This is a genomic window from Bradyrhizobium sp. S3.3.6 (assembly GCF_040546905.1).
GTDB lineage: Bacteria > Pseudomonadota > Alphaproteobacteria > Rhizobiales > Xanthobacteraceae > Bradyrhizobium > Bradyrhizobium cytisi.
The window spans coordinates 182,249-208,199 of the sequence record NZ_JBEPOT010000010.1 but is presented as its reverse complement, the minus strand read 5'-3'; the positions used below and the strand labels follow the sequence as shown (position 1 = coordinate 208,199).

At 63.8% G+C, this 25,951-nt stretch carries 27 protein-coding genes; 21 read left to right on the top strand and 6 right to left on the bottom strand.

From position 1 onward, the window contains the following. Window positions 1–8: 8 nt before the first annotated feature. On the bottom strand, window positions 9–992 hold the full coding sequence (locus ABID59_RS26515; protein WP_354033922.1) for a tripartite tricarboxylate transporter substrate binding protein: 984 nt from the start codon (window positions 990–992) through the stop codon (window positions 9–11). A 115-nt stretch (window positions 993–1,107) separates the two neighbouring features. Here ABID59_RS26515 and ABID59_RS26510 point away from each other — a divergent pair, with 115 nt between their 5' ends. From ABID59_RS26510 to ABID59_RS26475, 8 genes are all read left to right on the top strand, one after another. Beyond that, complete coding sequence (locus tag ABID59_RS26510) at window positions 1,108–1,818, top strand: TetR/AcrR family transcriptional regulator (protein ID WP_354085343.1); 711 nt, start codon at window positions 1,108–1,110, stop codon at window positions 1,816–1,818. Between the two features lie 74 nt (window positions 1,819–1,892). Continuing rightward, window positions 1,893–2,852: an amidohydrolase family protein gene (locus ABID59_RS26505; protein WP_354085342.1), complete on the top strand. Its 960-nt coding sequence runs from the start codon at window positions 1,893–1,895 to the stop codon at window positions 2,850–2,852. Then, the gene (locus ABID59_RS26500) at window positions 2,852–3,736 is read left to right on the top strand and encodes an amidohydrolase family protein (RefSeq protein ID WP_354085341.1); all 885 of its coding nucleotides are present in this window, start codon (window positions 2,852–2,854) and stop codon (window positions 3,734–3,736) included. Before ABID59_RS26505 ends, ABID59_RS26500 begins: the two co-directional genes overlap by 1 nt. Further along, complete coding sequence (gene dctA, locus ABID59_RS26495; protein WP_354033927.1) at window positions 3,733–5,034, top strand: C4-dicarboxylate transporter DctA; 1,302 nt, start codon at window positions 3,733–3,735, stop codon at window positions 5,032–5,034. Before ABID59_RS26500 ends, dctA begins: the two co-directional genes overlap by 4 nt. A gap of 66 nt (window positions 5,035–5,100) precedes the next feature. Next, the gene (locus ABID59_RS26490; protein ID WP_354033929.1) at window positions 5,101–5,814 is read left to right on the top strand and encodes a PIG-L deacetylase family protein; all 714 of its coding nucleotides are present in this window, start codon (window positions 5,101–5,103) and stop codon (window positions 5,812–5,814) included. Further along, window positions 5,811–6,494: a 4-carboxy-4-hydroxy-2-oxoadipate aldolase/oxaloacetate decarboxylase gene (locus ABID59_RS26485; RefSeq protein WP_354085340.1), complete on the top strand. Its 684-nt coding sequence runs from the start codon at window positions 5,811–5,813 to the stop codon at window positions 6,492–6,494. Before ABID59_RS26490 ends, ABID59_RS26485 begins: the two co-directional genes overlap by 4 nt. A 27-nt stretch (window positions 6,495–6,521) precedes the next feature. Then, window positions 6,522–7,391, top strand: a complete 870-nt coding sequence (locus ABID59_RS26480; protein WP_354085339.1) for a substrate-binding domain-containing protein — start codon at window positions 6,522–6,524, stop codon at window positions 7,389–7,391. Next, window positions 7,388–8,305, top strand: a complete 918-nt coding sequence (locus tag ABID59_RS26475; RefSeq protein WP_354085406.1) for a DUF1932 domain-containing protein — start codon at window positions 7,388–7,390, stop codon at window positions 8,303–8,305. The genes ABID59_RS26480 and ABID59_RS26475 overlap by 4 nt, the downstream gene beginning before the upstream one ends. 16 nt (window positions 8,306–8,321) lie before the next feature. Here ABID59_RS26475 and ABID59_RS26470 read toward each other — a convergent pair whose 3' ends face one another. The 3 genes from ABID59_RS26470 to ABID59_RS26460 form a co-directional block, all read right to left on the bottom strand. Next, on the bottom strand, window positions 8,322–8,639 hold the full coding sequence (locus tag ABID59_RS26470; protein ID WP_148749378.1) for a hypothetical protein: 318 nt from the start codon (window positions 8,637–8,639) through the stop codon (window positions 8,322–8,324). 152 nt (window positions 8,640–8,791) lie between these two features. Further along, on the bottom strand, window positions 8,792–9,997 hold the full coding sequence (locus tag ABID59_RS26465; protein ID WP_354085338.1) for an amidohydrolase family protein: 1,206 nt from the start codon (window positions 9,995–9,997) through the stop codon (window positions 8,792–8,794). 46 nt (window positions 9,998–10,043) lie between these two features. Continuing rightward, window positions 10,044–11,279, bottom strand: coding sequence for an amidohydrolase family protein (locus tag ABID59_RS26460; RefSeq protein WP_354085337.1), 1,236 nt, complete (start codon window positions 11,277–11,279; stop codon window positions 10,044–10,046). A gap of 236 nt (window positions 11,280–11,515) precedes the next feature. Between ABID59_RS26460 and ABID59_RS26455 the strand changes: the two genes are divergently transcribed. From ABID59_RS26455 to ABID59_RS26445, 3 genes are read left to right on the top strand one after another with little or no spacing between them, the layout of a single operon-like run. Beyond that, complete coding sequence (locus tag ABID59_RS26455) at window positions 11,516–13,567, top strand: FUSC family protein (RefSeq protein WP_354085336.1); 2,052 nt, start codon at window positions 11,516–11,518, stop codon at window positions 13,565–13,567. Further along, the gene (locus tag ABID59_RS26450; RefSeq protein ID WP_354085335.1) at window positions 13,564–13,770 is read left to right on the top strand and encodes a DUF1656 domain-containing protein; all 207 of its coding nucleotides are present in this window, start codon (window positions 13,564–13,566) and stop codon (window positions 13,768–13,770) included. The genes ABID59_RS26455 and ABID59_RS26450 overlap by 4 nt, the downstream gene beginning before the upstream one ends. Next, a complete protein-coding gene (locus tag ABID59_RS26445; RefSeq protein ID WP_354085334.1) occupies window positions 13,767–14,633 on the top strand; it encodes an efflux RND transporter periplasmic adaptor subunit in 867 nt (288 codons plus the stop codon). The genes ABID59_RS26450 and ABID59_RS26445 overlap by 4 nt, the downstream gene beginning before the upstream one ends. A 27-nt stretch (window positions 14,634–14,660) precedes the next feature. Here the strand turns inward: ABID59_RS26445 and ABID59_RS26440 are convergent, their stop codons facing one another. Further along, window positions 14,661–15,779, bottom strand: coding sequence for a glycoside hydrolase family 172 protein (locus tag ABID59_RS26440; RefSeq protein ID WP_354085333.1), 1,119 nt, complete (start codon window positions 15,777–15,779; stop codon window positions 14,661–14,663). A 93-nt stretch (window positions 15,780–15,872) separates the two neighbouring features. After that, window positions 15,873–17,498, bottom strand: a complete 1,626-nt coding sequence (locus ABID59_RS26435; RefSeq protein WP_354085332.1) for a long-chain fatty acid--CoA ligase — start codon at window positions 17,496–17,498, stop codon at window positions 15,873–15,875. A gap of 225 nt (window positions 17,499–17,723) precedes the next feature. Here ABID59_RS26435 and ABID59_RS26430 point away from each other — a divergent pair, with 225 nt between their 5' ends. The 10 genes from ABID59_RS26430 (at window position 17,724) to ABID59_RS26385 (ending at window position 25,943) form a co-directional block, all read left to right on the top strand. Then, complete coding sequence (locus ABID59_RS26430) at window positions 17,724–19,616, top strand: flavin-containing monooxygenase (RefSeq protein ID WP_354085331.1); 1,893 nt, start codon at window positions 17,724–17,726, stop codon at window positions 19,614–19,616. Between the two features lie 141 nt (window positions 19,617–19,757). Beyond that, window positions 19,758–20,576, top strand: a complete 819-nt coding sequence (locus ABID59_RS26425) for a lytic murein transglycosylase (RefSeq protein ID WP_354085330.1) — start codon at window positions 19,758–19,760, stop codon at window positions 20,574–20,576. A gap of 111 nt (window positions 20,577–20,687) precedes the next feature. Continuing rightward, entirely contained in the window at window positions 20,688–20,909 is a 222-nt protein-coding gene (locus ABID59_RS26420) for a hypothetical protein (protein WP_148749388.1), read from the top strand. A gap of 12 nt (window positions 20,910–20,921) precedes the next feature. Further along, window positions 20,922–21,344: a hypothetical protein gene (locus tag ABID59_RS26415; protein WP_354033948.1), complete on the top strand. Its 423-nt coding sequence runs from the start codon at window positions 20,922–20,924 to the stop codon at window positions 21,342–21,344. A gap of 391 nt (window positions 21,345–21,735) precedes the next feature. Next, window positions 21,736–22,182 carry a MaoC family dehydratase gene (locus ABID59_RS26410; RefSeq protein ID WP_354085329.1) on the top strand — a complete coding sequence of 149 codons (447 nt, stop codon included), beginning with the start codon at window positions 21,736–21,738 and terminating at the stop codon, window positions 22,180–22,182. Window positions 22,183–22,283: 101 nt separating this feature from the next. Next, complete coding sequence (locus ABID59_RS26405) at window positions 22,284–22,781, top strand: hypothetical protein (protein WP_148749391.1); 498 nt, start codon at window positions 22,284–22,286, stop codon at window positions 22,779–22,781. A 162-nt stretch (window positions 22,782–22,943) separates the two neighbouring features. Continuing rightward, window positions 22,944–24,062 carry a helix-turn-helix transcriptional regulator gene (locus tag ABID59_RS26400; RefSeq protein ID WP_354085328.1) on the top strand — a complete coding sequence of 373 codons (1,119 nt, stop codon included), beginning with the start codon at window positions 22,944–22,946 and terminating at the stop codon, window positions 24,060–24,062. A gap of 110 nt (window positions 24,063–24,172) precedes the next feature. Beyond that, complete coding sequence (locus ABID59_RS26395) at window positions 24,173–25,294, top strand: helix-turn-helix transcriptional regulator (RefSeq protein WP_354085327.1); 1,122 nt, start codon at window positions 24,173–24,175, stop codon at window positions 25,292–25,294. A gap of 219 nt (window positions 25,295–25,513) precedes the next feature. Further along, window positions 25,514–25,771 (top strand): hypothetical protein, encoded by a 258-nt coding sequence (locus ABID59_RS26390; RefSeq protein ID WP_354033951.1) that lies wholly within the window; start codon window positions 25,514–25,516, stop codon window positions 25,769–25,771. Further along, entirely contained in the window at window positions 25,710–25,943 is a 234-nt protein-coding gene (locus ABID59_RS26385; protein WP_148749394.1) for a hypothetical protein, read from the top strand. Before ABID59_RS26390 ends, ABID59_RS26385 begins: the two co-directional genes overlap by 62 nt. The last annotated feature ends 8 nt before the right edge of the window (window positions 25,944–25,951 follow it).

Sequence of the window (25,951 nt, the reverse complement as noted above, 5' to 3'; positions counted from 1 at the left end):
GAATGGTCTCACTGCGCGCGGATGTCGGCAGCCTTCAGCACCGGTTCCCATTTGGTCGTCTCGGCATGCATGTAGGCATCGAAATCCTTGGCGGAGGAGCCGACCGGGGCCGCGCCGATCTTGCCGAGCGTCGCCAGCACATTCGGATCCTGCAGCGCCGCCTTCAGGTCGGTCTCGAGTTTTGCGACGATCTCCGGCGGCATTTTTGCCGGTCCAAGCACGCCCCACCAGACCGAGACATCGTAGCCGGGGACGCCGGACTCGGCGACGGTCGGGACATCAGGTAGCGCCTTGGAGCGCTCGGCCGAGGTCACCGCGAGCGCGCGCACCGGGCCGCCGCCTTCGAGCTGGCCGATCGCTTCCGCGAGCGGATTGATGCTGAGCGGAATCTCGCCCGCGATCACGGCGGTCAGCGCCGGCGCCCCGCCCTTGTAGGGGATCGCGACGATCTTGGTGCCGGACATGTATTTCAGAAGCTCGCCGGCGAGATGCGCCGAGGTCCCGTTGCCGGACATGCCGTAGGAGAGCTTGTCCGGCTCCTTCCTGGCCGCGGCCAGAAGATCGCCGAGCGTCTTGTAGGGGCTGTCCTTGGCCACCACGATCGCAAGCGGCGAGGAGGCGACTTCACTGATCGCGGTAAAGTCCTTGAACGTGTCATAGGGCACGCTCGGATAGATGAACTGGTTCAGCGGATGGCCGCTGGCAACCAGGATCAGCGTGTAGCCATCGGGCGCGGCCTGTGTCAGCGCCTGCGAGGCGACGATGCCGCCGGCGCCGGGGCGGTTGTCGATCACGGGCTGCTGGCCCCAGGCTTTTGCGAGTGCCTGGCCGAGCGTCCGCGCCAGCACGTCGACCGCGCCGCCGGCGGCGTAGGGCACGAGAATGTGGACCGGCTTGCTCGGATAATTGTCGGCGGCTTGCGCGAAGCCGCCTGCGAGCAGCAGACCGGCACCGAGCATCACGGCGCCGACCTTCTTGTTCAACCCCAGCATATTCAGCACTCCTTGGGGCATTCGCGTCCGTGCGGTGGTGTTCCGAGCCGCTTCCGGACGTTGCCCGTGGTTTTTGTTGACGAGACCTGATCTTTTGTACGATAGTACAAATCACATGGTACGCAAGCCCACCAACAAGGAAACGGCCCGCAAGCCGAACATGCGCGAGGCGATCCTCGCCGCGGCCGAGGAGCTGTTCGCCACCAACGGCTTCAACGCCGTCTCGGTGCGCGACATCGCACAGGCGGCCGGGGCCAATCCCGGCAGCGTGACCTATCATTTCAAGACCAAGGACGGCCTGCTGCTGGAGATCTACCGGCGCCATTGCGGGCCGATGAATTTGCGCCGCTCGGAGCTGCTCGCCGCCGCCAAGCGCGTGCGCGATCTCCAGGATCGGCTGGAAGCGGTGGTGCGGGCCTATGTGGTGCCGGCTTTCACCTCGGGCAGCGATCTCGCCGGAGGTGGCGCGCGCTTCACGCGGCTGCGCGCCGTGATGTCGGCGGAAGGCAACGAGGTCGCGCGAAAAATCATCGCGCAGACCTTTGACGACACCAGCCACGCTTTTATCGATGCGATCCACGACAGCCTGCCGCACATTCCGCGCACCGACATCGTCTGGCGCAGCCACTTCCTGCTCGGCGCACTCTATTACTCGCTGGTGACGCCGGACCGGGTCTCGCGCCTGTCGCGGGGCGAGGCCGACGGCAATGATCCCGCCAATGCCATCGAGCAACTGGTGCAGGCCACCGTCGCCGCCTTTCAGGCGCCGGCGCTCGACCAGGCCGTACCCGCGAAGCGACGGCCGGTCGTCAGCAGCAAGACTTGAAAGAAACCGCCCGAGGGGAGGCGCGTAACAGCGCTTCCGCTTGCAAGCGGACATGTGATGGGGTGTTTGAGGAAATGAACAGGCGGGAGTGCTTGCATCTCTTGACCGGACTGGCCGGCGCCGCGCTCGCGAGCCAAGCGCGTGCGCAAGGGGCCGAGCCCAAAGCGATGCCGACGATTGATCCGCCGGATCCAAATCCCAAGACGCCGTCGTTCAAGCTGCCACCGAAATCCTGCGACAGCCACACCCACATCTTCGGGCCGGCGTCCCGTTATCCCTTCTCGGAGAAGCGTCCCTACAACACCGCCGACGCGCCGCTGGAGATGTTCCGCAGTGTGCACGAGAAGATCGGCGTCGAGCGCTGCGTGATCGTCAATGCCACGGTCCACGGCACCGACAATCGCGTCGTCACCGATGCGATCGCGCAGAGCGAGGGCGCCTACAAGGGCATCGCCAATGTCAGCGACGAGATGACCGGGAAGGAGCTGGCGGCGCTCGACAAGGGCGGCATCTGCGGCTGCCGCTTCGCCTTCCTCAAGCGCCTCGGTGGCGTGGGCGACATGAACAAGTTCCAGCGCATCGTGCATCGGGTCGCCGAGCTCGGCTGGCACATCGACGTCTATTTCGAGCCCGGCACGATCGCCGAATTCGCGCCGATCCTGACCGCGCTGCCGACGCCTTACGTGATCGATCACATGGGCACGGTCCAGGCCGCGAAAGGTCTCGACGATCCCGGCTTCACTGCGCTGCTCGACCTCCAGAAGAGGGACGAGAAGTGCTGGGTCAAGATCACCGGCCTCGAGCGGGCCTCCGCCGCCGGCAAGCCGTTCCACGACGCGGTGCCGTTCGCGAAGGCGCTGATCGACAACGCGCCCGGGCGCGTCATCTGGGGCACCGACTGGCCGCACCCCAACGTCAAGGTGATGCCGAATGACGGCGATCTTGTCGATTTGATCCCGCTCTGCGCGCCCGGCAAGGCGATCCAGCAGAAGTTGCTGGTCGACAATCCCGCCCGCCTCTTCAAGTTCAGCTGATGAATATGATGTACACGCCGACCATCCCGCCGCCCGATCCAAACACGCGCACGCCGAAGTTCAGGCTGCCAAAGCTGTCCTGCGATGCGCATTGCCACATCTTCGGGCCCAGCGCGAAATATCCTTATGCGCCGGATCGTTCCTACACGCCGCCGGATGCTCCGCTCGAGGACTTCAAGGTCCTGCACGCCAAGCTCGGTGTGGAGCGCGCGGTCATCGTCAACGCCAGCGTGCATGGCATCGACAACACGGTGGCGCTCGACGCCATCGCGCAGAGTAACGGCGCCTATCGCGCGGTCGCCAATATCGACGACACCATCACCGAGCGTGGGCTTCGCACTCTGCACGAGGGCGGCTTTCGTGGCTGCCGTTTCAATTTCGTCCGCCATCTCGGCGGCGTCCCTGACAAGAGTGTGTTCAACCGCATCATCGCGATGGTCGCGGCGCTCGGCTGGCACGTCGATCTGCATTTCGATGCGATCGACCTGCCCGAATATGCGGACATGCTGACAAGGCTGCCGCTGAGCTACACCATTGACCATATGGGGCGGGTGAAGGCCTCCGAGGGGCTCGACCAGCTTCCGTTCAAGATCTTGATCGAGCTGATGCAGCGTGACGAAAAGTGCTGGGTCAAGATCTGCGGCTCGGAACGGGTGTCCTCCGCCGGCCCGCCATTCACCGATGCCGTGCCGTTCGCGCGCAAGATCGTCGAGACGGCGCCCGACCGCATCATCTGGGGCACGGACTGGCCACATCCCAACGTCAAGGTGATGCCGAATGATGGCGACCTCGTCGATCTGATCCCGCTATTCGCGCCGGAGCCGGAGCTTCAGCAGAAGATCCTGGTCGATAATCCCGCGCGGCTGTTTGGATTCGACGAATGACGGCGATGGCGGTCGACAAGCCGCGCGCCCGTGCCTGGTGGAAGGAGCTCTGGATCCAGGTGCTCATTGCCATGGCGGCCGGCATCGCGCTTGGGATCGTCAGTCCCGAGGCGGGCGCGAAGATGCAGCCGCTCGGGGACGCCTTCATCAAGGCGATCCGGATGCTGATTGCGCCGATCATCTTCTGCACCGTCGTCCATGGCATCGCGCATATGGCCGACATGGCGCGGGTCGGGCGGGTGGCGGTGAAGGCCATCATCTATTTCGAGGTCATGACCACGATCGCGCTGATCATCGGTCTCATCGCGGTGAATGTGCTCAAGCCCGGCGCCGGCATGAACATCGATCCCGCCAGCATCAATGCCAGCGCGGTCGAGCCTTACGTCAAGCAGACCGCCGTGATCGGCTTCGTGCCGTTCCTGATGAATATCGTGCCTGCGACGTTCATCGGCGCCTTTGCCGAGGGAAACATCCTCCAGGTCCTGTTCATTTCGGTGCTGTGCGGCTTCGCGCTGGTGCAGCTCGGCGAGCGCGCCGCACCCCTGGTCAATTTGATCGACATCTCCGCCAGGATGGTGTTTGCCGTGGTCGGCTTCGTGATGTGGGCAGCTCCAATCGGCGCGTTTGGCGCGATCGCCTTTACCGTCGGCAAGTTCGGCGTCGGCTCGCTGGCCTCGCTCGGCAAGCTGCTGGGCGGGTTCTATCTCACCTGCGTGATCTTCATCATCGTGGCGCTCGGCCCGGTGGCGCGGCTCTGTGGCTTCTCGCTGCTGAAGCTGATCCGCTACATCTGGGAAGAGCTATTGATTTGCATCGCCACGACGTCGTCCGAGACGGTGCTGCCGCGGATGCTGACCAAGCTGGAGAAAGCCGGCTGCGAGAAGAGCGTGGTTGGGCTCGTGATCCCAACCGGTTATTCATTCAATCTCGACGGCACTTGTCTCTACCTTGCTGCCGCTTCCGTGTTCCTGGCGCAGGCGACCAACACCCCGTTGGGGCTCGCCGAGCAGATCGAGCTGCTGCTGATCCTGCTCGTGACCTCCAAGGGCGCGGCGGGCATCGCGGGCGCGGCCTTTGTCGTGCTGGCGGCGACGCTGTCCGCCACCGGCTCCATCCCGGTGACGAGCGTCGCGCTGGTGCTCGGCATCCATCGCCTGATGTCGCAAGGGCTGACGCCGACCAATCTGATCGGGAACGCGGTGGCGACCATCGCGATTGCCAAATGGGAAGGGGCACTCGATCGCGAGCGCCTGAAGCGCGTGCTCGACGGCGAGGAACCTGCGGCTGCCGCGGCCTGATGAAATTGCTGCCGGGATGACGCAACCAGCCTATGATGTTGACGAACGAAAGAGGGGAGTAGTCCCATGAAAACAGGTCTCGTGATCACCGCCCATCCCGGCGATTTCGTCTGGCGCGCCGGTGGCGCCATCGCGCTGCATGCGAAGAAGGGCTATCGCATGAAGATCGTCTGCATGTCCTTCGGCGAGCGCGGCGAGAGCCAGTTCGCCTGGAAGGAAAAGGGCGCGACGCTGGAATCGGTCAAGGCGGGCCGCAAGGACGAGGCGGAGCGGGCGGCAAAGCTGCTCGGCGCGGAGATCGAGTTCTTCGATTGCGGCGACTATCCGCTGAAGCTGACCGAGGCGCATTTCGACCGCATGGTCGACATCTACCGCGAGCTCAATCCGAGCTTCGTGCTGACGCACGCGCTGGAAGACCCCTACAATTTCGACCATCCGAACGCGGCGCACTTCGCGCAGGAGACCCGTGTGGTCGCGCAGGCCATGGGTCACAAGCCGGGCGCTCAGTACCAATATTCGGCGCCGCCGGTGTTTCTGTTCGAACCGCACCAGCCCGAGCAGTGCAACTACAAGCCGGACCTGCTTCTGAAGATCGACGAGGTCTGGAAGGAAAAGTACGAGGCGTTCCAGATCCTCGCCGCGCAAAAGCATCTGTGGGGGTATTACGAGCGCGTCGCGCTCAACCGCGGCATCCAGGGTAGCCGCAACACCGGCATTCCCATGACCTATGGCGAGTCTTATCAGCGCCTGTTCCCGACGGTTGCGGAGGTGCTGGCATGAAGCCGGTCGTCGTTCGCAACATCAAGCGTGCCGATCCCGCTGGCATGGCGGAATATGGCGTCTCGACCGTGCACGAGGCCTATGGTCGCATCGGCCTGATGAAACCGTACTTGCGGCCGGTCTGGGCGGGCGCGTCGATCGCCGGTCCCGCCGTCACCGTGCTGGCGCAGCCAGGCGACAACTGGATGATCCATGTCGCCGTCGAGCAGTGCAGGAAGGGCGACATCCTCGTCGTCGGCTGCACCACCGACAATACCGACGGGATGTTCGGCGAGCTGCTGGCGACTTCGCTTCAGGCACGCGGTGTGCAGGGATTGATCATCGATGCCGGCTGCCGCGACGTCAAAGCGCTGCATGAGATGAGTTTTCCGGTATGGTCGCGCGCGGTCTCGGCCAAGGGCACGGTCAAGGCCACGCTCGGCTCGGTCAACGTCCCCGTGGTCTGCGCCGGCGTCAACGTTGATCCCGGCGACGTCGTCGTCGCCGATGACGACGGCGTCGTGGTGGTGCCGAAGCGCTATGCCACCGAGGTCGCCGAGAAGGCGAAGAAGCGCAATGCCGACGAGGACGGCAAGCGCAAGCGCCTTGCCTCGGGCGAGCTGGGCCTCGACATGTACAGCATGCGCGAGGCGCTGGCGAAGGCCGGGCTCGTCTACGTCGACAATCCAGAGGACGTCTAAGCGGGATAAAAGAAGCGGAGCGCACCGATGGACCGTCTCAAGCTGAAGGCTGTGCTCGGCAGTCACCCCCATGTCCAGGCGATGAAGCGCGGCGAGCTCCGCTCCGAGCTGTTCGACCTCGATTTCATCGAGTACACGCCGACCAACGCGGCTTTCAGGCCGATGGTGCGCGAGCAGGCGTTTGACGTCTGCGAGATGGCGATCGTCACCTATCTGATGGCAAAAGCGCACGGCAAGCCGCTGGTGCTGCTGCCCGCGACCATGATGGGCCGCTTCCAGCATTCCTATGCGCTGTACAATCCCGCGCGTGGGATGCTGGGGCCATCCGATCTCGAAGGCAAGCGCGTCGGTATCCGCTCCTTCACGACGACGACGGGAGCCTGGATCAGGGGCATCCTCGCCAACGACTATGGCGTCAATCTCGACAGGATCCGCTGGGTGACGTTCGAGGATCCGCATGTCGCCGAATATGTCGACACCACCGAGCGCGCGCCGAAAGACAAGAAGGCTCTGGAGATGCTGCTTGACGGCGAGGTCGACGCTGTCCTCGGCGAGACGCCGAACGACCCAAAGCTGAAGCCGCTATTTCCCGATCCGGCTGCGGAGGCCGCGAGATGGTATGCGCGTCGCGGCGTCGTGCCGGTCAATCATCTCGTGGTCGTGACCGAGAGCCTCGCGAAATCGCGCCCTGACGTGGTCGCGGGCGTCTATGATCTGCTCAAGCGGAACAAGGCGCAGGTAGGATCGCCAGCGACGCCCGACTTCGTTCCGTTCGGGATCGAGGCGAACAGAAAACCGTTGCAGCTGATCGTCGACTACGCATTCCAGCAGGGGCTGATCACGCGCCGCTATGCAGTCGAGGAGCTCTTCGACGCGACGACACGAGGGTTGAACTGATGTCGGATCCGAGGCGATGGCAGATCGGGCTGGTTGGCTACGGCGAGGTCGGCAGGATTCTTGCTGAGGATTTGCGCCAACAGGACATCAGGGTCGCCGCCTATGACATCAAGCTCGGAGACGAGCAGGGCGCATCGCTGAAAGAGCACGCGACGAAATTCGGCGTGGCGCTCGCCGCCTCTCACGCCGAGCTGACGGCGAAATCCGATTTCATCATCTCCGCCGTCACCGCGAGCCAGGCGGTGCCAGTGGCAAAAGCCTGCGCGGGTGCGATCAACCAGGGCACCTGGTTCCTCGATTTCAACTCGGCCTCGCCGGGCGCCAAGCAGCGTGCGGCGGCGCTGATCGATGGCGCCGCGGGCCGCTATGTCGAGGGTGCCGTGATGACCTCGGTGCCGCCTTATCGGATCAAGGTGCCGCTGCTGCTGGGCGGTCCCGGCGCGAAGGAGCTCGAGCCGCTGCTGAATACGATCGGCTTTGCGGCGAAGGTCGCGAGCGACAAGCTCGGTGTATCTTCAGCCGTGAAGATGTGCCGCAGCATCATGATCAAGGGCCTCGAGGCCATGGTCATCGAGAGTTTTACGACCGCGCGGGCCTATGGCGTCGAGGACGCGGTGCTGGCTTCGCTGACGGAAACCTTTCCCGCGATCGATTGGGAAAAGCAGGGCGCTTATTTCTTCCAGCGCGCGATCGAGCACGGCCGCCGCCGTGCCGAAGAGGTGCGCGAGGTCGCAGAGACCGTGCGCGAGGCGGGGCTGACGCCGTGGTCGGCGCAGGGTACGGCCGAGCGTCAGGCCTGGGTGGCCGATCTCGCCGACGAGGGCCTGTTCGGCACGAAGGGAACGAAGGAATTTGCGCGTAGCGCGGATTGGCGCACCGAGGCGGATCGCATTCTAGCGAAGATCAAGCGTTAGAGCCGAACGCACCCGCTTAGCTCGGGATACTGCCGCAGTCGCGATAGCCCGAGATCTCGTCGCGGGCGGCCTCGATCAAGTCGATGAGGCGCGTGGCTTCGCCGACGACGTCCTTGGTGCGCTCGGTCCTGAATTCGGTCAGGATCATGCGAATGCACTTGTCGGCGGTGTCGAGCGTCCGCAGCGCGCGAGCCGTGTCGTCCTGCGTTTGGATCGCCGAGATGTCGAGGCCCGACAGGACCTCACCAATGCCATTAAGCCGCTTGACGGCGGTTTCGGCGGGCGTGCTGGCCCGAAGGGACTGGTAATCAATGCTGCTGAATGCGCTGAACATATCCAAACTTCAGTAAACGCAGATGGTCAGTGCAAGGTCTTAGTAAGACGACCGGACCCTTCCCGCAACGCGTGGGGGCTACGGACCGGGATTCTACCGGACTCAGCCACCGCCCAGATCGGCGGTAAAATCGGATGGAAACGATCGGGGGATTAGCTGCGTTTTCCGACTATTTTACCGTTCGACGCAACAAGCTTGCCCTCCTTGTACACGGAGCGACCCTGCGGCACCGCCACCACAGCCTCGGGAACATGTTCCGCATTCAGCGTGACGAAATCGGCTTTGGCGCCGACGCGCAGGCCGTAGCCGTCGAGCCGCAGCGCTTTCGCGCCGGCTTCGGTGACAACATCGAACGCGACACGCAATTCCTCGTCGATGTTGAAGCCCGAGCGATAGCCGAGCGTCGTCGCCCGGCGCAGCATGTCGCCGTCGCCATAGGGCCACCAGGAATCGCGGATGTTGTCGTTGCCGCTGAACACGGTTACGCCGGCTTTGCGCAGCGCCAGGATAGGCGGGAAGGCGCGGGCGCCCGGTGCATTCGTCATGATCGCGACGCCGGAGCGGGCGAGGGTGTCGGCGACTGTCTTGAGCTGATCTGCGGAAATATCGCCGAGCCCGTAAGCGTGGCTGATGGCGACATGACCTTCCATGCCGAGCGCACGCGTGCGCGCTGCGATCTGCTCGATCTCGAATGCGCCCAGCGTGCCCATATCGTGCAGGTGAATGTCAACGTCGATGCCGTGCTTGTTGGCGACGCCAAACACCACATCCAGATGCTTCTCGACATCGCGATCGAAGCTCGCGGGATCGAGCCCACCGACGAGGTTCGCGCCGAGGCCGATGGCTTCGTGGAGCAATTGCGGCGTGCCCAGGCTTGCCAAAATGCCGCTCTGGGGAAAGGCGACGAGCTGGATGTCGATCAGGCCGCGATAGTCCTCGCGAACGCGCAAGATCGTCTCCAGCGACTTCAGGCCGACCGAGCCGTCGACCATGACGTGGCTGCGCATCTGCGTGCTGCCGTGGCCGATGCAGAGGTCGAGCTGGTTGCGCGCCCGCACGTCCATCGGCGCAGCCTCGGCCATATTCCGGGCCTGGAAAGCCACGCGCTCATGCACGTTGAATCCATCAGTGCATGGCTTGTGCGGACGCCAGGCGTCGCCATAGAAGCTGGTGTCGAGATGGATGTGGCCTTCGACGAAGCCGGGAACGACGAGGGCGTTGCCGAGGTCGATCGTCTCGGCACCGCCGGTGGGCGTGTCAGCCGGCATGATCGCGGCGATACGCCCGTCCTTGACCGCGATGTGATGGCGAGCCCCGCCGTCGAAACGGGCGTTGAGGAAGATCTTGTCGAAGGCCATCCGGTTGCTCCGTTGCTCGATTTGTCGTTGTGCGAGCGGTTCAGCCTTACGGCTTGAGCAGTGTCGCTCGCTTCCGCTCAAAGGTCTGCCGCCCGCTCTTGAACCCCATCAAGACATCCGGCAGCTCGGCGATGGCGAAGCGGCTGTCCTGCGTGTCGAGTACGACGAGATCGGCGGGCTTGCCGACCGCGATCCCGTAGTCTGTGAGGTTCATCAACCGCGCCGGCAGTTCGGTGACGAGATCGAGGCAGATGTCGAAGTCGCCGACGGCGGCGTGAGCGACGTTGGCGTAAAAGTTCGCCATTCGCAGCAGCGAGGCATCGCCGAACGGCGTGAAGGGATTGAGCACGTTGTTGGTCGCGACCGAGCAGACGATGCCGTCGCCGGCGAGCTTGTGCGCAAGCGTCAGTCCGCGCGGCGCGTTGTGGGTGGCCTCGCGTCCCATCAGGTAGAGATCGGTCGCGGGTAGCACGGTGACGGCGACGCCGGCCTTCGCCAATTGCGCGATGGCCATTCTCAGCCGGTCCGGCGGCAAGGCCGAGAGTTTTGTGGCATGCCCGATCGCGACGCGACCGCTGTAGTTGCGCTGTTCGGTCTGTCGGCAGACCTCGTCGAGATGCGACCAGGAGGGATCGAGATCGAAGTCGAGATGGAGATCGACGTCGAGGTCGAATTGCTGGGCGAGGTCGAAGATGCGCGCGAGATGGGCGTTTGGGTCGGTGTCCGTATAGGGGCAGCCGCCGATCGCCTCGGCGCCGTCGCGCAAGGCCTGGACCAGCAGCTCCTCGGCTCCGGGATCGTTGGTCAGACCCTCCTGCGGAAAGACGCAGAGCGCAAGATCGATCGCCCAGGCATAATCGCGCTTGAGGGCCTTGACCGCCTCGAAGCTGCGCAAGCCGATGCGCGGGTCAACCTCGACATGGGTGCGCATCCGCGTCGTGCCGTGGACGATGGCGCGCTCGAGCACTTTTGCGCCGCGGGCATAGACGTCGTCGACGCCGAAATCTCGCTTCATCGCCGAGACGGCACGGATGGCATCACCGAGCGTCCCGTGGATGTGCCCGCAACGCTCGAGCAGGCAGGCCTTGTCGAGATGGATGTGGGTGTCGACGAAGCCAGGCAGAGCCAGCCGTCCGCCGAGATCGACCTCCGCCGCCTCGCAGGCCAGTTTTGGTTCGATCGCGGCGATTCGTCCGCTCTTTACGCCGATATCGACGGGCGTAGGGGATGATCGCAACAGGGCGTTGCGGAAGATCAGGTCGAGGGCGGTCTGGACGGTCATCAGGGGAATCTTGCTGGAGAACTTATAGCGGTCGGCGAGCTGCGGTGGGCAGCAATGTAGCGGGGGACATGACGAAAATATATGCGTTCCCGGACCCCCCGGCGCACATCGAGAGCTGTGATGGCTGATCGACGCAGGCCGGTCTGGCGGAAGGCGTGCGCCTGGGCTATCAACCGTTCGATTGGCATGGATGCGCAACCCGCAGCGGCCGGTCGCGACCAAGAGGCGAAATAGCCATGCGGGCAGATGAGCCGTACCTGGTCCGCCACGCGGACCTCATTTTTGCTTTGAAGACGTTTGCCGCGTCGATGCTGGCGTTGGTCATTGCGCTCGCGATGGATCTGCCGCGGCCGTATTGGGCGATGGCGACCGTCTACATCACCTCGCAGCCGCTCGCGGGCGCGACCAGCTCAAAGGCCTTCTTCCGCGTGATGGGCACGCTGGTCGGCGCGACCATGACGGTGGCGCTGGTGCCGAACCTCATCAATGCGCCCGAACTGTTGTGCCTCGCCATCGCGCTCTGGGTCGGGCTGTGCCTGTATCTCTCGCTGCTCGACGGCACGCCGCGCAGCTACGTCTTCATGCTGGCGGGGTATACCGTCGCGCTGATCGGCTTTCCCTCGGTGTCCGAGCCCGGCGCGATTTTCGACACCGCGGTGGCAAGGCTCGAGGAAATCTCGCTCGGCATCATCTGCGCCAGCCTGGTCTCGACCATCGTGTTTCCCCGCAGCGTCGCGCCGGCGGTCGCCGGCCGTGTCGACAGCTGGCTCCTGGATGCGCGCCGCCTCAGTCAGGTCGTGCTGCTGCGTGAGGGCACCAGCGAAACCCGCCGCGGAAAGCGCCTCAAGCTCGCGACCGATATCGTCGAAATCGACACCCTCTCCGCCCACCTGGCCTATGACCGGCTGACCGATCGCAATGCGGTGACCGGCCTCGGCGAAATCCGGCTGCGCATGCTGATGCTGCTGCCTGTGATCGCCTCACTGGAGGACCGGCTGGCTGCGTTGGGGGAGGAGGCTCTGCGCCGGCAGCCGGAGCTGAAGCGATTGCTGGAGGATATCGCGCAATGGATCGTCAGCGACGTGAGCGCGCGGCAACCGGCCGAGCGGATCCGCGCTATGATCGCGGAGCGGCAGGCGGTGCTCGACGACAGCGCGTCCTGGGAGCGGATCATTATCACGAGCCTGCTGTCACGACTGCGCGACCTCGTCGATCTCTCCCGCGACTGCCGCGAGCTGACCAAGGCGATCGCCGGGAACCGGAACGTCTCGACCCTCGATCTGGCCTTCCATTCCGAAGCCGGCGCCGCGCCCGTGCGCCACAGGGATCGCGGGCTCGCGCTGTGGTCGGCGGCCGGTGCGGCCGTGGCGATCCTGATCTGCTGCGCGTTCTGGATCGGCACGGGCTGGCCCGATGGCGCCTCGGCGCCAATGATGGCGGCGGTGGCCTGCTCGTTCTTCGCAGCCCAGGACGAGCCGGCGCGCTTCATCCGCAGCTTCGGCCTGTGGTCGCTGGTCGCCATCGTGGTCGTTGCGATCTATCTGTTCGCGCTGGTGCCCGCGATCTCCCATATCGAGGTGCTGGTCGTCGCGCTGGCGCCGACCTTCCTGCTCTATGGCTTCCTGATCGCGCGGCCGGCAACGGCGGGCACCGGCATGGCGCTCGCGGCCAACACCGCGACGCTGCTTGCGCTGCAATCGACCTATATCGCGGATTTCGCCTCCTACGCCAATTCCGCCGTCGCGTTCTTCGTCGGCGTCCTGATCGCCGAGCTGGTGACGCGGATTGCGCGCGGGGTGGGCGCGGAGTGGATCGCCAATCGCCTGGTGCTGTCGAGCTGGATCACGATCGCGGTCGCCGCCGAACGGCGTGGCAAACGCGATCGCGCGGAGTTCGCGGGCCTCATGCTGCACCGGCTCGGGCTTCTGGTGCAGCGCATCGCCTTCCTGTCGGAGAGCGACCGGCGCGACGCTGACAGTCTCGTGCAGCTCCGCATCGGCATCAATATCATCGATCTGCGCCGTGCGCGCTACGGGCTTGCGGCATCGACCATCTCCGTTATCGACGACATGCTCGACCAGCTCGCCATTGCCTGCCGCAGCTATGCGGGCGGGGGAATGCCGCGCGAGCTCCTGACCAGTGTCGATCGGGCTTTGGCCCAGGCGGTGAAGGATCCCAATGACAGCGCGCGCGAAGATGCGCTGATCGGCCTTGTCGGTATCAGGCGCGGCCTGTTCCCGGACGCACCGGCCTATCGGCGGCGCGCGGATGCGAGTGTGGCGGCATGAGATATGTGATCGACATCTACGGCGTGGTCGTGCCGGCGCTCTTGCTCTGGATCATCGTCGCCTATGTGCTGAGCGCGCTTCTGCGCCGGCTGATGCAGCGCTTCGACCTCTACCGGCTGGTCTGGCACCGCGCACTGTTCGATTTCGCGATTTTCGTCTGCCTTCTCGGCGGCGTCGTCTATCTCTCGGAGTATCTCTCATGAAGGGGAATTTCGCCTGGATTGCCCGGCTCGCGGTCACCGTCTTCGTGGTCGTGGCGGCGCTCGGCGTGGGCCGCGAACTGTGGGTCTATTATATGGAGTCGCCGTGGACGCGTGACGGCCGTGTGCGGGCCGACGTCGTGCAGGTCGCACCGGATGTCTCCGGCTTCGTCACCGAGGTTCTGGTCAAGGACAACCAGAAGGTCCATCGTGGCGACGTGCTGTTCAAGATCGACCGCGAACGGTTCGCGCTGGCGCTGCGGCAGGCCGATGCGTCGGTCGCCGGGCATCAGGCCACGCTGGATCAGGCCAATGCCGATCTGAAGCGCTACAGCACGCTGACAACCGATGCCGTCTCGCAGCAGAAGCAGGAGCAGGTGCTTGCGACCCAGCTGCAGGCCAAGGCGGCCTTCGATGCGGCGGTTGCCGACCGCGCGGTCGCCCAGCTCAATCTCGATCGCAGCGAGGTCCGGGCTTCCGTCAACGGCGTGATCACCAACATGGATCTGCGGCCCGGCGCTTACGTCACGGCCGGCAAGGGCGTGATGGCGCTGGTCGACAGCGATACGCTGCATGTGGAGGGCTATTTCGAAGAGACAAAGCTCGCGCGCATCCGCACCGGCGACAGGGCGCAGGTCCGCCTGATGGGTGAGAAGGTCACACTATCAGGCCATGTCGAGAGCATCGCCGCCGGCATCGAGGACCGCGACCGTGCCGAAGGTGCAAGCCTGCTCGCCAACGTCAACCCGACCTTCAGCTGGGTGCGGCTCGCCCAGCGGGTGCCCGTGCGCATCAGGCTCGATCCAGTGCCCGACGGGCTGTCGCTGGTCGCCGGGCGATCAGCGACGGTGGAAGTGTTGAACTAAGCGCATGCTCCCCCTAAAGGTGTCGGGCTAGTCGATCTCGAGATATTCCGGGCCGGCCAGTTCAGGGAACGGCGCTGCCGGCAGGGTCTGGTACCAGAACGCCACGGACGCGATGTCGTCCTGCAGCGGGAGATATTTTGCCTCCTTGAGGCCCGTACGCCAGCCCAGCGCCTGGATGGTGACGCGAAGGTCGCTTTGGAAGCGAACGGGATCGGGGATGTGCCAGCGGTACATGCCGAAGCGCTGCTGCGATTTGTAGATGCCGTCGGGGCGGATCACCTGCGGCAGGCCGGCATAGGGCGTGGTGAATTCCTGATAGCGCGATTGCTGTACGAGGCCGCGGCCGGAATGCGCCACGTAGGGATCGAAATTATACGCGCCGCAGAAATAATCCTCGGTGCCGGTGCCGCAGATGGTAGGGAATTCGCCGTCGCCGTCGATGAAGAACTTGATCTCGCCTTCGCCCCACCAGCCGTTGTTGTTGACGCCCCAGGCCATGTAGGTGCCGACATACTGGCCGCGCCCGCTGACGCCATCGAGGATGGTGTAAACGTCCTTGTAGGGCAGCGGATTGGTGCGGCGGAATTGCGCATGGAAATAAGCGCAGTCCTCGGGCACGTCGGTCAGCGCAAAGTTGATCTGGTAGTAGACCGTCAGCGCTTCCTCGCTGCGGTTCTCCATCGTGAAGCGCGCGCGCTTGCGGAACGGCATTTCCCAGTAGCAGTTGAACCCACGTCCGGGATTGACGCAGACGGCGAGCGACGACACCTGCGCAAACTCCTCCCATCCGCAGGCGAAGAAATCGCCGGCCGGGCATTCGACGCTCGGCAGCTCCTGACCATCCCAGTAGACCCGCAGGATCGAATGGCGCAGACGTCCGCGCGCCAGCGTCATCCAGATCTGCTGGATCGCGCCCTGGCCTTCGATGTTTGCGAGCGTGAATGTCGCGCCGGGCTCGATCACGACATAGGGCGAGACCTTCCAGCCTTGCCCTAGATCGCGGGCCTGCGACGCCGCAGGCCCGTCGACGGACATGCCGCCCTTGCCCTTCTCACCGGTGAAGTTCTCGGGGCTGATCGAACGCGTCTGCGCATTCGATAGGAGGGACAGATTGCCGAGATGCAGGCCCAATCCGGAAAACGCCATAATATCCTCGATGAGGGGTTCGCGATGCCACGGATATATCGCCCCCGAATCTACCAAAAGATGAAGATGATCGCGCAATGAGAGGGGCCAAACCTACCCGACACGGTACGCCCTGAACTTCTCGCGTAGCGCCGATTTGAGCACCTTGCCGGTGCCGGTCATCGGGAATTCATCGAGGAATTCGACCGCATCCGGCATCCACCAGCTCGCGATCTTGGGACGCATGTGGTCGAGCAGGGTCTTGCCGTCGACGGTCGCGCCCTTCTTGCGGACGACCAGGAGCAGGGGGCGCTCCTGCCATTTTTCGTGTGCAATGGCGACCACGGCGGCCTGCAGCACGTCGGGATGGGACAGGGCGATGTCCTCGAGCTGGATCGAGGAGATCCATTCGCCGCCCGACTTGATCACGTCCTTGGAGCGATCGGTGAGCGTCACATGGCCGTGTTGGTCGATCACGGCCATGTCGCCGGTGATCAGCCAGCCGTCGCGATCGAGGCCTTCGTCGAGCTTCATGTAGCCGGAGGCGACCCAGGGGCCGCGGGCGCGCAGATGGCCGACAGTCTTGCCGTCACGAGGCAGCTCGCTGCCGCCGTCGTCGACGATACGCAAGGTCGTGCCGAAACAGGCGCGGCCCGAGACCTGGCGGCGATCGAATTTTTCCGCTTCGCTGAGATGCTCCGAGCCCGGCCTCAATCCCGGCATCGAGCAGCCCAGCGCTTCCGTCATGCCCCAGGCCTGAATGTAATCGACGTGGTAGTCGCGCTTGAGTTTCTCGACCATGGCGCGGGGCGGCGCCGAGCCCGATGACAGCGTCGCGCGCAGGGTCGTGAATGTGTTGCCGGTGCGGCCGAGCCAGTCGAGCAGGATCAGCCAGAAGCTCGGCACGCCGGCCGACAGCGTCACCTTCTCGCCCTCCAGCAGCTCATAGAGCTTGTCGGGCTCGTAATTGCGGCCGGGCAGCACCAGCTTCGAGCCGGTATAGGGCGCGGTGAACGGCATGTTCCAGCCGTTGCCGTGAAACAGCGGCGCCATCGGCATCATCACCTCGCGCACGCCTTCGAGATGCCCGGGAATGAAGTCGAAGTTGCAGCACGTCATGGTCTGGAGGACCGCGGCGCGGTGCGAATAGATGACGCCTTTGGGATTCCCCGTCGTGCCCGACGTGTAGCAGATGGTGGAGGCGGATTTCTCGTCGAACTCTGGCCAGGCGAAACCGGCGTCGCTCTCCTTGTCCAGGAGTTCCTCATAGCAATGCATGTTCGCAAGATTCGTCTCCGGCATGCGTTCGCGCGAGGACATGATCACGTAGGCTTCAACCGTCTTCAGCTGCGGTGCGATCGCCTCGACGATCGGCAGCGTGGCGCGGTCGACGAAGAGGATGCGGTCTTCGGCGTGGTTGATGATGTAGACCAGCTGTTCGGGGAACAGTCGCGGATTGACGGTGTGCAGCACATAGCCCATGCCGGGCGCCGCGTAGAACATCTCGAAATGACGATGCGTATTCCAGGCCAGTGTCCCGACACGATCGCCTTGCCTCATGCCGAGCCGCTCGAGCGCCAGTGCCATGCGCTTGATGCGCGGGTGCGCCTGCGCATAGGTGTAGCGATGGATGTCGCCTTCGATCTCGCGCGCGACGATCTCCGCCTCGCCGTGATAATCGGCAGCATACTGGATCAGGCCACTGATCAGCAGCGGCATGTCCATCATCAATCCCTGCATTGTCCCCTCCGAAAGCCATGTCGTTTCCAAAATCATGACGTTTCTAGAATCATGACGCTTCTAAAAGCATGTCGTTGCATGACGCATTCGCGCTTGCGTTCAAGGGTAGCGGAACGCCACGCGGCGTACAGGCGAAAAATGGCGGATGTGATTGCACGCGTCACTTTTTCAGGGCTAACTGGTGGGCACTGCAGGCCGAAGCTGCGCCCGCCGTGGAGGAGATCGATGTCAGCGGAAAGACACAAGACCGGCGCAGCCGGCACACCTACCATCGACATTCAGGCCCTGCGTGCGCGCTATCGTGACGAGCGCGACCTGCGTCTTCGCTCCGAAGGCAAGGCGCAGTATGTCGAGATGGCCGCAGGCTTTGCCCGCTATCTCGACGATCCCTGGGCCGATGCCGGATTTGCCCGCGAGCCCGTCAGCGAAGAAACCGAGGTCGTCATCGTCGGCGGCGGCTTCGGCGGCTTGCTGTGTGGTGCGCGTCTGCGCGCGGCCGGCATCACTGATTTCCGCATCGTGGAAAAGGCCGCCGATTTCGGTGGCACCTGGTACTGGAATCGCTATCCCGGCGCGGCCTGCGACACCGAGAGCTACATCTATCTGCCGCTGCTGGAAGAGACCGGCTACATGCCGGTGCGCAAATATGCGCGTGCGCCGGAGATCTACGAACACTCGCGCCGCATCGGCCGTCACTTCGGCCTCTACGAACGCGCGCTGTTCCAGACCGTCATCTCACGCATGGCGTGGCAGGAGCGCGAGGGACGCTGGCTGGTCGAGACCGATCGCCGCGATCGCATCCGCGCACGCTTTGTGATCCTGGCCGGAGGTCCGTTGAGCCGGCCGAAGCTGCCGGGCATTCCCGGCATCGAAAGCTTCAAAGGCCACAGCTTCCATACCAGCCGGTGGGACTATTCCTACACTGGCGGCAGCGCCGAGGGAGGTCTCGACGGTCTTGCCGACAAGCGCGTCGGCATCATCGGCACCGGTGCGACCGCCGTCCAATGCGTACCGCATCTCGGCCGCTCGGCGAAAGAGCTCTACGTCTTCCAGCGCACGCCATCGGCGATCGGCGTGCGCGACGACCGGCCGACGGATCATGCCTGGGCGGAAAGCTTGAAGCCCGGCTGGCAGCGCGATCGGATGGACAATTTCACCGCTGTGATTTCGGGTGAGCCGTTCGAGCAGGATCTGGTGCAGGACGGCTGGACCGGCCTGCTCGGCGAGATCTTGCTGGCGCCGCGTCGTCAGCCGCATAAGGTCGCCTCGATGGAGGAGGCGCTGAAAGTGATCGAGCAGGCCGACTATCGCAAGATGGAGGAGATCCGGGCCCGCGTCGACGCCGTGGTCAAGGACGACGCGACCGCAGCGGCGCTCAAGCCCTGGTACAAGGCGTTCTGCAAGCGGCCGTGCTTTCACGACGAGTATCTCGACACGTTCAATCGTCCTAACGTGCATCTCGTCGATACCGGGGGCAGGGGCGTCGAGCGCATCACCGAAAATGCGGTCGTTGCCGATGGCAAGGCCTACGAGCTCGACTGTCTGATCTATGCCAGCGGCTTTGAGGTCGGCACCGACTATGCGCGCCGCATGGGTTTTGAGGTCTATGGCCGCGACGGCGTCAGCCTGTCCGAGCGCTGGCGCGATGGCGTCAAGACGATGCACGGCTTCTACAGCCGCGGCTTCCCGAACTGCTTCCTGATCGTGACGGTGCAGGCCGGCCAGAGCGCCAACTTTCCGCACATCATCGACGAGCAATCGCAGCACATCGCCTATGTCATCGATCAGGCGCGCAAGCGCGGTGCACGGACATTGGAGCCGGCGCTTGCGGCCGAGAATGCCTGGGTCGACGAAGTCGTGAAGGCTGCGGTCGGCCGCCAGACCTACCTCGCCGAATGCACGCCCGGCTACTACAACAACGAAGGCGTGTTCGATCCGATCGCGGCGCGCAACAGCCAGTATTGGCGCGGGCCGATGGCGTTCCTGCGGTTGCTCGCCAAATGGCGGAAGGAGGGCAGCCTGGATGGATTGGAATTGACCTATGGAGCGGACGCGGAGACCGACGGGCACCAAGGCATCATGGTGGATTTCCTGCTCGGGACCGATGGCGGCCGCTAAGCGTTTGATCCATGTCAAGCGCAATGCTTGCATTGATTGCATCAGTCGGGGGCTTGAGCACGCGCCGCTGACGTAGGATCATGCCCGCGCGCGAGCCGGTCGCGCAAAATCGAGAGCAAAATCGAGAGAAGGGAAAGCGCAATGACCAAGGGCAGGACCGTTGCGACGGCGATGATCGGCGCGGCCGCGCTGCTGCTGTCCCTGATCTCCGGTGCCCACGCCGCGCAATGCGGCAACGGGCCCGGCGGTTTCGAGGCCTGGAAGCGCGAGTTGAGCGCGGAGGCGCAGGGTAAGGGCATCGGCCAGACTGCGATCTCGGCGCTGATGCAGACCAATTATGCCAGCGCAACCATTGGCGCCGATCGCAGCCAGCACAGCTTTTCGCTGTCGCTCGAACAGTTTCTGGCCAAGCGCGGCGCCACCACCATCGTGGCACGCGGCCGGTCGCTGAAGCAGTCGCAGGCGGCGATGTTCGCCTCGATCGAGCAGCGCTACGGCGTGCCTCCGGGGCCGTTGATCGCGATCTGGGGCATGGAGACCGGGTTCGGCAGCCAGCGCGGCAACCAGAACATGCTCTCGTCGATAGCGACACTCGCCTATGACTGCCGCCGTCCCGAATTCTTTACCGAGCAGCTCTATGCGGCGCTGAAGCTGGTCGACCGTGGCATGCTGTCGGGGGCAACCCGCGGCTCCATGCATGGCGAGGTCGGCCAGACCCAGTTCATGCCCAAGAACATCCTGGCCTATGGTACCGGCAATCTCGACGTTGCTGCCAACGCGCTGAGCTCGACTGCGAACTTCCTCAAAGCCAATGGCTGGCGTGCGGGAGCCGGTTACCAGCCAGGCGAGCCGAATTTCGCCGCGATCCAGGCGTGGAATGCGGCAGGGGTCTACCAGAAGGCCATCGCGCTGATGGGCCGGCAGATCGACGGGGGCGGCGGCGCGGCGGCGGCGCGCTGAGGCGCTCCGCAAGGCGTGACCTGCTTGTCAGAGAAAGTTGTTGCTTTCGGGAACCGACGGCACGAGGTTTGCTTAGATTAAGTTCAGGGCTGGGCATGAGGAGAACTCAACATGGCTACCCAGATCGTGATGGACCAGACCGGCGATAGACGCCACGAGTTTGATCCTGAAAATGCCGAAGCGTTGGCGAGGGCCGAACAACGCTTTCGGGAGCTGACCGGCGCAGGCTTTACCGCCGCGTACCGGACCGGGCCTGGCGAAGTTACGCGTATCAAATCGTTCGACCCGACCGCGCAGGAAACACTGTTCTATCCCCGCCTGGTCGGCGGTTGATCTGAACGGCCCATGGTCGCGGTCCTCAGGCTTCGTGCGCCCGCGCGAGCGCGTCTGCACGCGCTCCGCGAGCTCTACCGGCGCTTCTTTGGCGAGAACACGCCCGAGGCGCGCGGTCGCCGGCTTTTGTCCGAATGGCTGTCCGAAGAGCAGCGCGCACAATTCGAGCAGCACCGGCATTTCGACGTCATCGGTTGCGACAGCGGCAAGCGCTATCGCATTCACTACGGCACCGCCGCCAACGTCCACGAGGTCGACAATGCGGGAAATGCAACGATGGGGTGGTGCTTCGTCCCGTCAGGCTTCCTCGTGCCGGGCGACGTGATGCTGGCGCAGAAGATCGCGCTCGAGACGGACGAGAAGGGGGCCTTGGCACTCGCCAACCGGTTTCCACCGGCAACGCATTCCGAGCACTTCTACCGGCGGCCGTTCTAGCGGGCGGGCGCCGGGACCGCTGGTCAGAGGTGCGTGGTGCGATAGGCATCCAGCGCATGCGCCGCGAAGACGCCGATGCTGCAAAGGGCGAGGAGTGCTGAGATCAGCTCGATCATAGCTCGTCCTCCCCAAGCGGCTGGGCGACGAGGTGCTGGCAGCAGGCATATTCGTAAATCAGGTCGAGGAAGAATTGCATGACGCACGTCCCTGTATGATCTTGACAACCAGTTAACCGGCTATCTGTTTCAGGCGTGTTTCGTCGATTTGGGAAAGGGGTTTCGCGGGGAACCGCGGGCTGGTCTATGAGCGGTCAAAAACGCTATATTCCACTGCCGATCCATCCCTTGGTCGTGTGTCTCGCGCGCGTCGCATCACATTTCGAGGCAAAATCATGGCACAGGTCGCCTGGTTCGACGATCTCACCGTCGGCATGCGTTTCAAATCTCCCGAGGTCGAGGTCACCGAGGCCGACATCAAGCGCTTTGCCGCCGAGTTTGATCCGCAGCCGATGTATCTCGACCACGAGGCCGCCAAGGCGACCTTGTTCAACGGGCTGGCTGCGTCGGGATGGCACACGGCGGCGATCGCCATGAACCTCGCGATCCAGACCCGTCCCTTCGGTCCGCACCCGCTGATTGGCGCCGGCGTCGACGGGCTGCGCTGGACCATTCCGGTGCGGCCGAATGACCGCCTGCATCTGGTCGGCGAGGTCATGAGCCTGACGCCTTCGAAGTCGAAGCCGCAGGGCATTGCGCTGGTGAAATGGACGATGTTCAACCAGAACGGCGAGGAGGTTTATACCTTCACCCCGATCGCGATCGTGCCGCGGCGCGCCTAGCTAGGGCGGGTCGCCTTTCACCATTGGCTGGACCGGGCCAGCCCTTGCGGCCTGCCGGGAGAGGTGGTCAGCTTGCTCCGGGGAAAACGCTGGAGGCTGACATGAAGCCAATCCTTCTTGCCGCTGTGCTGCTGGCCGGCGCCTTGAGTGCCGGGCCTGCGGTGGCGCAACAATCCAAAGTCGGTGACTGGACCATCGAAAAGCGCAGCCAGGACACCCATTGCAACGCCAGCCGCGGCTACAAGGACAAGGACGACGAGAACCGCGACTATGTCATCGTCATCACCTATTCCGACAAGGCCATCGTGATCGTGATGATCTACGACGGCTGGGAGTGGGACAAGCTCGGCGAGATCCTGAAGGCCGACGTCGGTACCGATGATGCCGACATCATGTCGAAGGCGAAGTGGGAGGTCATGGACAAGACCACCGTGCGCGGCATCTTCGAGTTCGATCAGTCCATCATGGACCGCCTGTCGAAAGCCAAGCGTCTCACGCTCGATTTCGAGGACGATGACGACGACAGCATCGAGATGCAGATTCCGCGCGCCGGCGAGGCGCTCGCCGCGCTGAAATTCTGCGAGGAGAACCGGAAATAAAGTGCCGGGCGCCTGAGGCGCAGCAGGGCGCCGGCGAGCTAAAGGCCAACGTCCATGCTGGTGTGATCACGTTCCAGCGCACCATACTCCGATCGGATGATGAGGGTCTGCTCCTGTTGTGGTATCGTGCCCGACATTGTTCATCCAAAGCTATTCAACGCCATGCACAGACCGCGGAAACTGCCCGATCTGGTCGAGTCCATTTACGATGCCGGTCTCGATCCCTCGCTGTGGAACGACGTCGTCGTGGGCATCCGCGATTTCGTCGGTGGGCAGGCCTGCGGGCTGTTTTCCAAAGATTCGATCAGCAAGTTCGGCGTCACGCATTATTATTGCGGGGCCGATCCGCACTACATCCAGCTCTATTCGGAGACCCATTCCAAGTTCGACCCGTTGACGATCCTGCCGCCACACGGCCAGATCGTAAGCATCCCCGATCTCGTCAATTTCGACGAATATCGCCGCGGGCGCTTCTACCAGGAATGGATGCGGCCGCAGGGTTCTCACGATGCCGCCAATGTCGTGCTCGAGAAGTCGAACGCGAACTGCCCGGTGATGATGACGGTGCTGTCGGGCCGGCGCATGGTCGACGCCGGGATGAAGCACCGGATGTCGCTGATCGTGCCGCACGCCAGCCGCGCGCTGCTCGTCAACCGCGCCATCAGCGCGAAGCTGACGCTGGCCACAGCGCTCGCGGATGTCCTGGACAATCTGTCATCGGGTATCTTCCTGCTCGATTCCAGCTGCCACGTAGTCCACGCCAATGCGAGCGGCTACGCGCTGCTCGAGGCTGACGACGTGGTCCGCATCGTTGCCGGCCAGCTCCTGACCAGCGGCACCGAGGCCAATCAGACGCTGCGCGAGGCTTTTGCGGCCCGCGGCGATGCTGCCTCGCTTCTCGCAGGCGGGCACGCGATTCCGCTGCTTTCGCACAAGGGCGAACGCTACGTTGCGCATATCCTGCCGCTGTCGTCGGTGCTGCGGAACGGCAGCGAGCGGTCGTCCGATGCCGTCGGCGCGCTGCTGCTGTGCAAGGTCACGCTGGGCGGGCAGTCCTACGGCGAGCTGATTGCGCGGACCTTCGATCTGACGCCGGCGGAACTGCGGGTGTTCCTGTCGATCGTCGAGGTCGGCGGCGTTCCGGAGACCTCCATCGCGCTCGGCATCGCGGAGACGACGGTGAAGACACATCTGCATCGCGTGTTCGCCAAGACGGGCACCGCGCGCCAGGCGGATCTCGTCAAGCTTGCGGCCGGATTCTCCAATCCACTCGTCAACTAGCTGGTCAATTGGCGCGAAACCGTTGAACCTATCGGTGTCTCGGCCGACTCCATAGAAAAGCCAGAGGGCATCAACGTCTTAAATCCTCGCGCCGGACTATTGACCTTTCAATGCAGCTGACCGCAAAACACTCCGAGCTGATCGAGAGCATCTACGACGCCGGACTCAATCCTGAGTTGTGGTCCGATGTTGTCGTCATGCTCAACGGATTCTTCGGCAGCCGAGCCTGCGGCCTGATTTCAAAAGACAAGATCAGCAAGTCCGGATCGACGCACTATTATTGCGGGGTCGATCCGCACTTCATCCAGCTCTATGCCGACGAATATTCGCAGCATGACCCGCTCACCAGGCTGCCGCGCTACGGCAAGGTCCGCAACATCCCGGATCTCGTGAATTTCGACAAATATCGCCGCGGGCGCTTCTATCAGGAATGGCTGCGTCCTCAGGGATGTGCCGACGTCGCGAATGTGGTGCTGGAACAGGCGATCTCGCCGTGCCCGATGCTGATGACGGTGATCCCGGGCAGGGAGATGCTGGACGCGAAGATGCGTGCGCGCATGCAGCTCGTCGTTCCCCATGCAAGCCGCGCCTTGATGATCAACCGGACAATCGAGCGGAAGCAGCAGAAGGCAATCGCGCTTGCCGATGTCGTCGATCGATTGAGTGCCGGCGTGATCCTGCTCGATGCCGCCTGCAACATCGTCCACAGCAATCCGGCCGCCGACCTCATCCTGGACGAGGACGACGTCTTGCGGTCCGTCAACGGCCGCCTGCTGGCGAGATCGCCCGACGCGAATGCAGCGCTACGCAACGTCTTTCGTGACGAAGCGGAGGTGGTCGCAGCCGCGGCAGCGGACCGTAACATTTTGCTGACATCAAGCGGTGGGTCGCATCACGTCGCCCATGTGATCGCGCTGCCCTCGCTGCTGCGAGAGGGGAGCGCAGGGCGCGCCTGTGGCGCCATCGGCGCCCTGTTCGTCTGGAAGGCGAAGCTCGACGCGCGCTCTTGCGCCGGGCTGATCGACCGCACGTTCGAGCTCACGCCTGCGGAACTCAGGGTCCTACAGTCGATCGTCGACGTCGGCGGCGTGCCGGAGACGGCCGGCGCGCTCGGGATCGCAGAGACGACGGTGAAGACGCATCTGCATCGCGTGTTCGCCAAGACCGGTACGAGCCGCCAGGCCGACCTCGTCAAGCTCGCGGCAGGTTTCTCCAACCCGCTGATCCACTGACGCTCGTCAGCGCTGAATAAAGCATCAGCGCCGCGCCTGCAATTTCATCATCAGAATGTTATCGCGCGTCATTCGTTTGGGTGACGCGATTTGCTGCGTTCTCTCCTACGAGAGATCACACGACTTGTTGTTCGCCGCGTTCGATTCTTGTGTGAAGCAACTCACAGCGGCTGGAAGTGAATTCCATCAATTTCGCTTTCAGGTTGAGAGGAGACCGTCATGCGAACAACGGCACGGAGCCTGGTTTGGAAGTTCCACGACGTTTTCGATCGCATGATCGCAACGCTGCATCAGCAGCGTGCGATCGAGGCGCGGCGCGTATTGCAGCGCTATCGCCACCTGCTGGAAACGCAGCACGAAACATCGCGTTTGAATGAAGCCAATTTTTTCTGCAGTGAAGAGGAATTTTCAGAAAATGCCCATCAATCTGATGCGCGCGAGCGCGGAGCCAGCCACCCCAGTCTCGCGCGCGCGTAACGGCAACGTTGTCGCGATAGCGCTCACCGCCGCGCTCGTCACCCTTCAGCTGGCCGGCCTCATCATGCTGGAACGATCGCACGCGCATGCCATGCGGGTGTCGTTTCCTCGCGAGCCTGTAAGTTGTGCAGAAGGCGCCGCCGCACCGGTCACGCAGATTCCCTATGATTGATTGGAGGG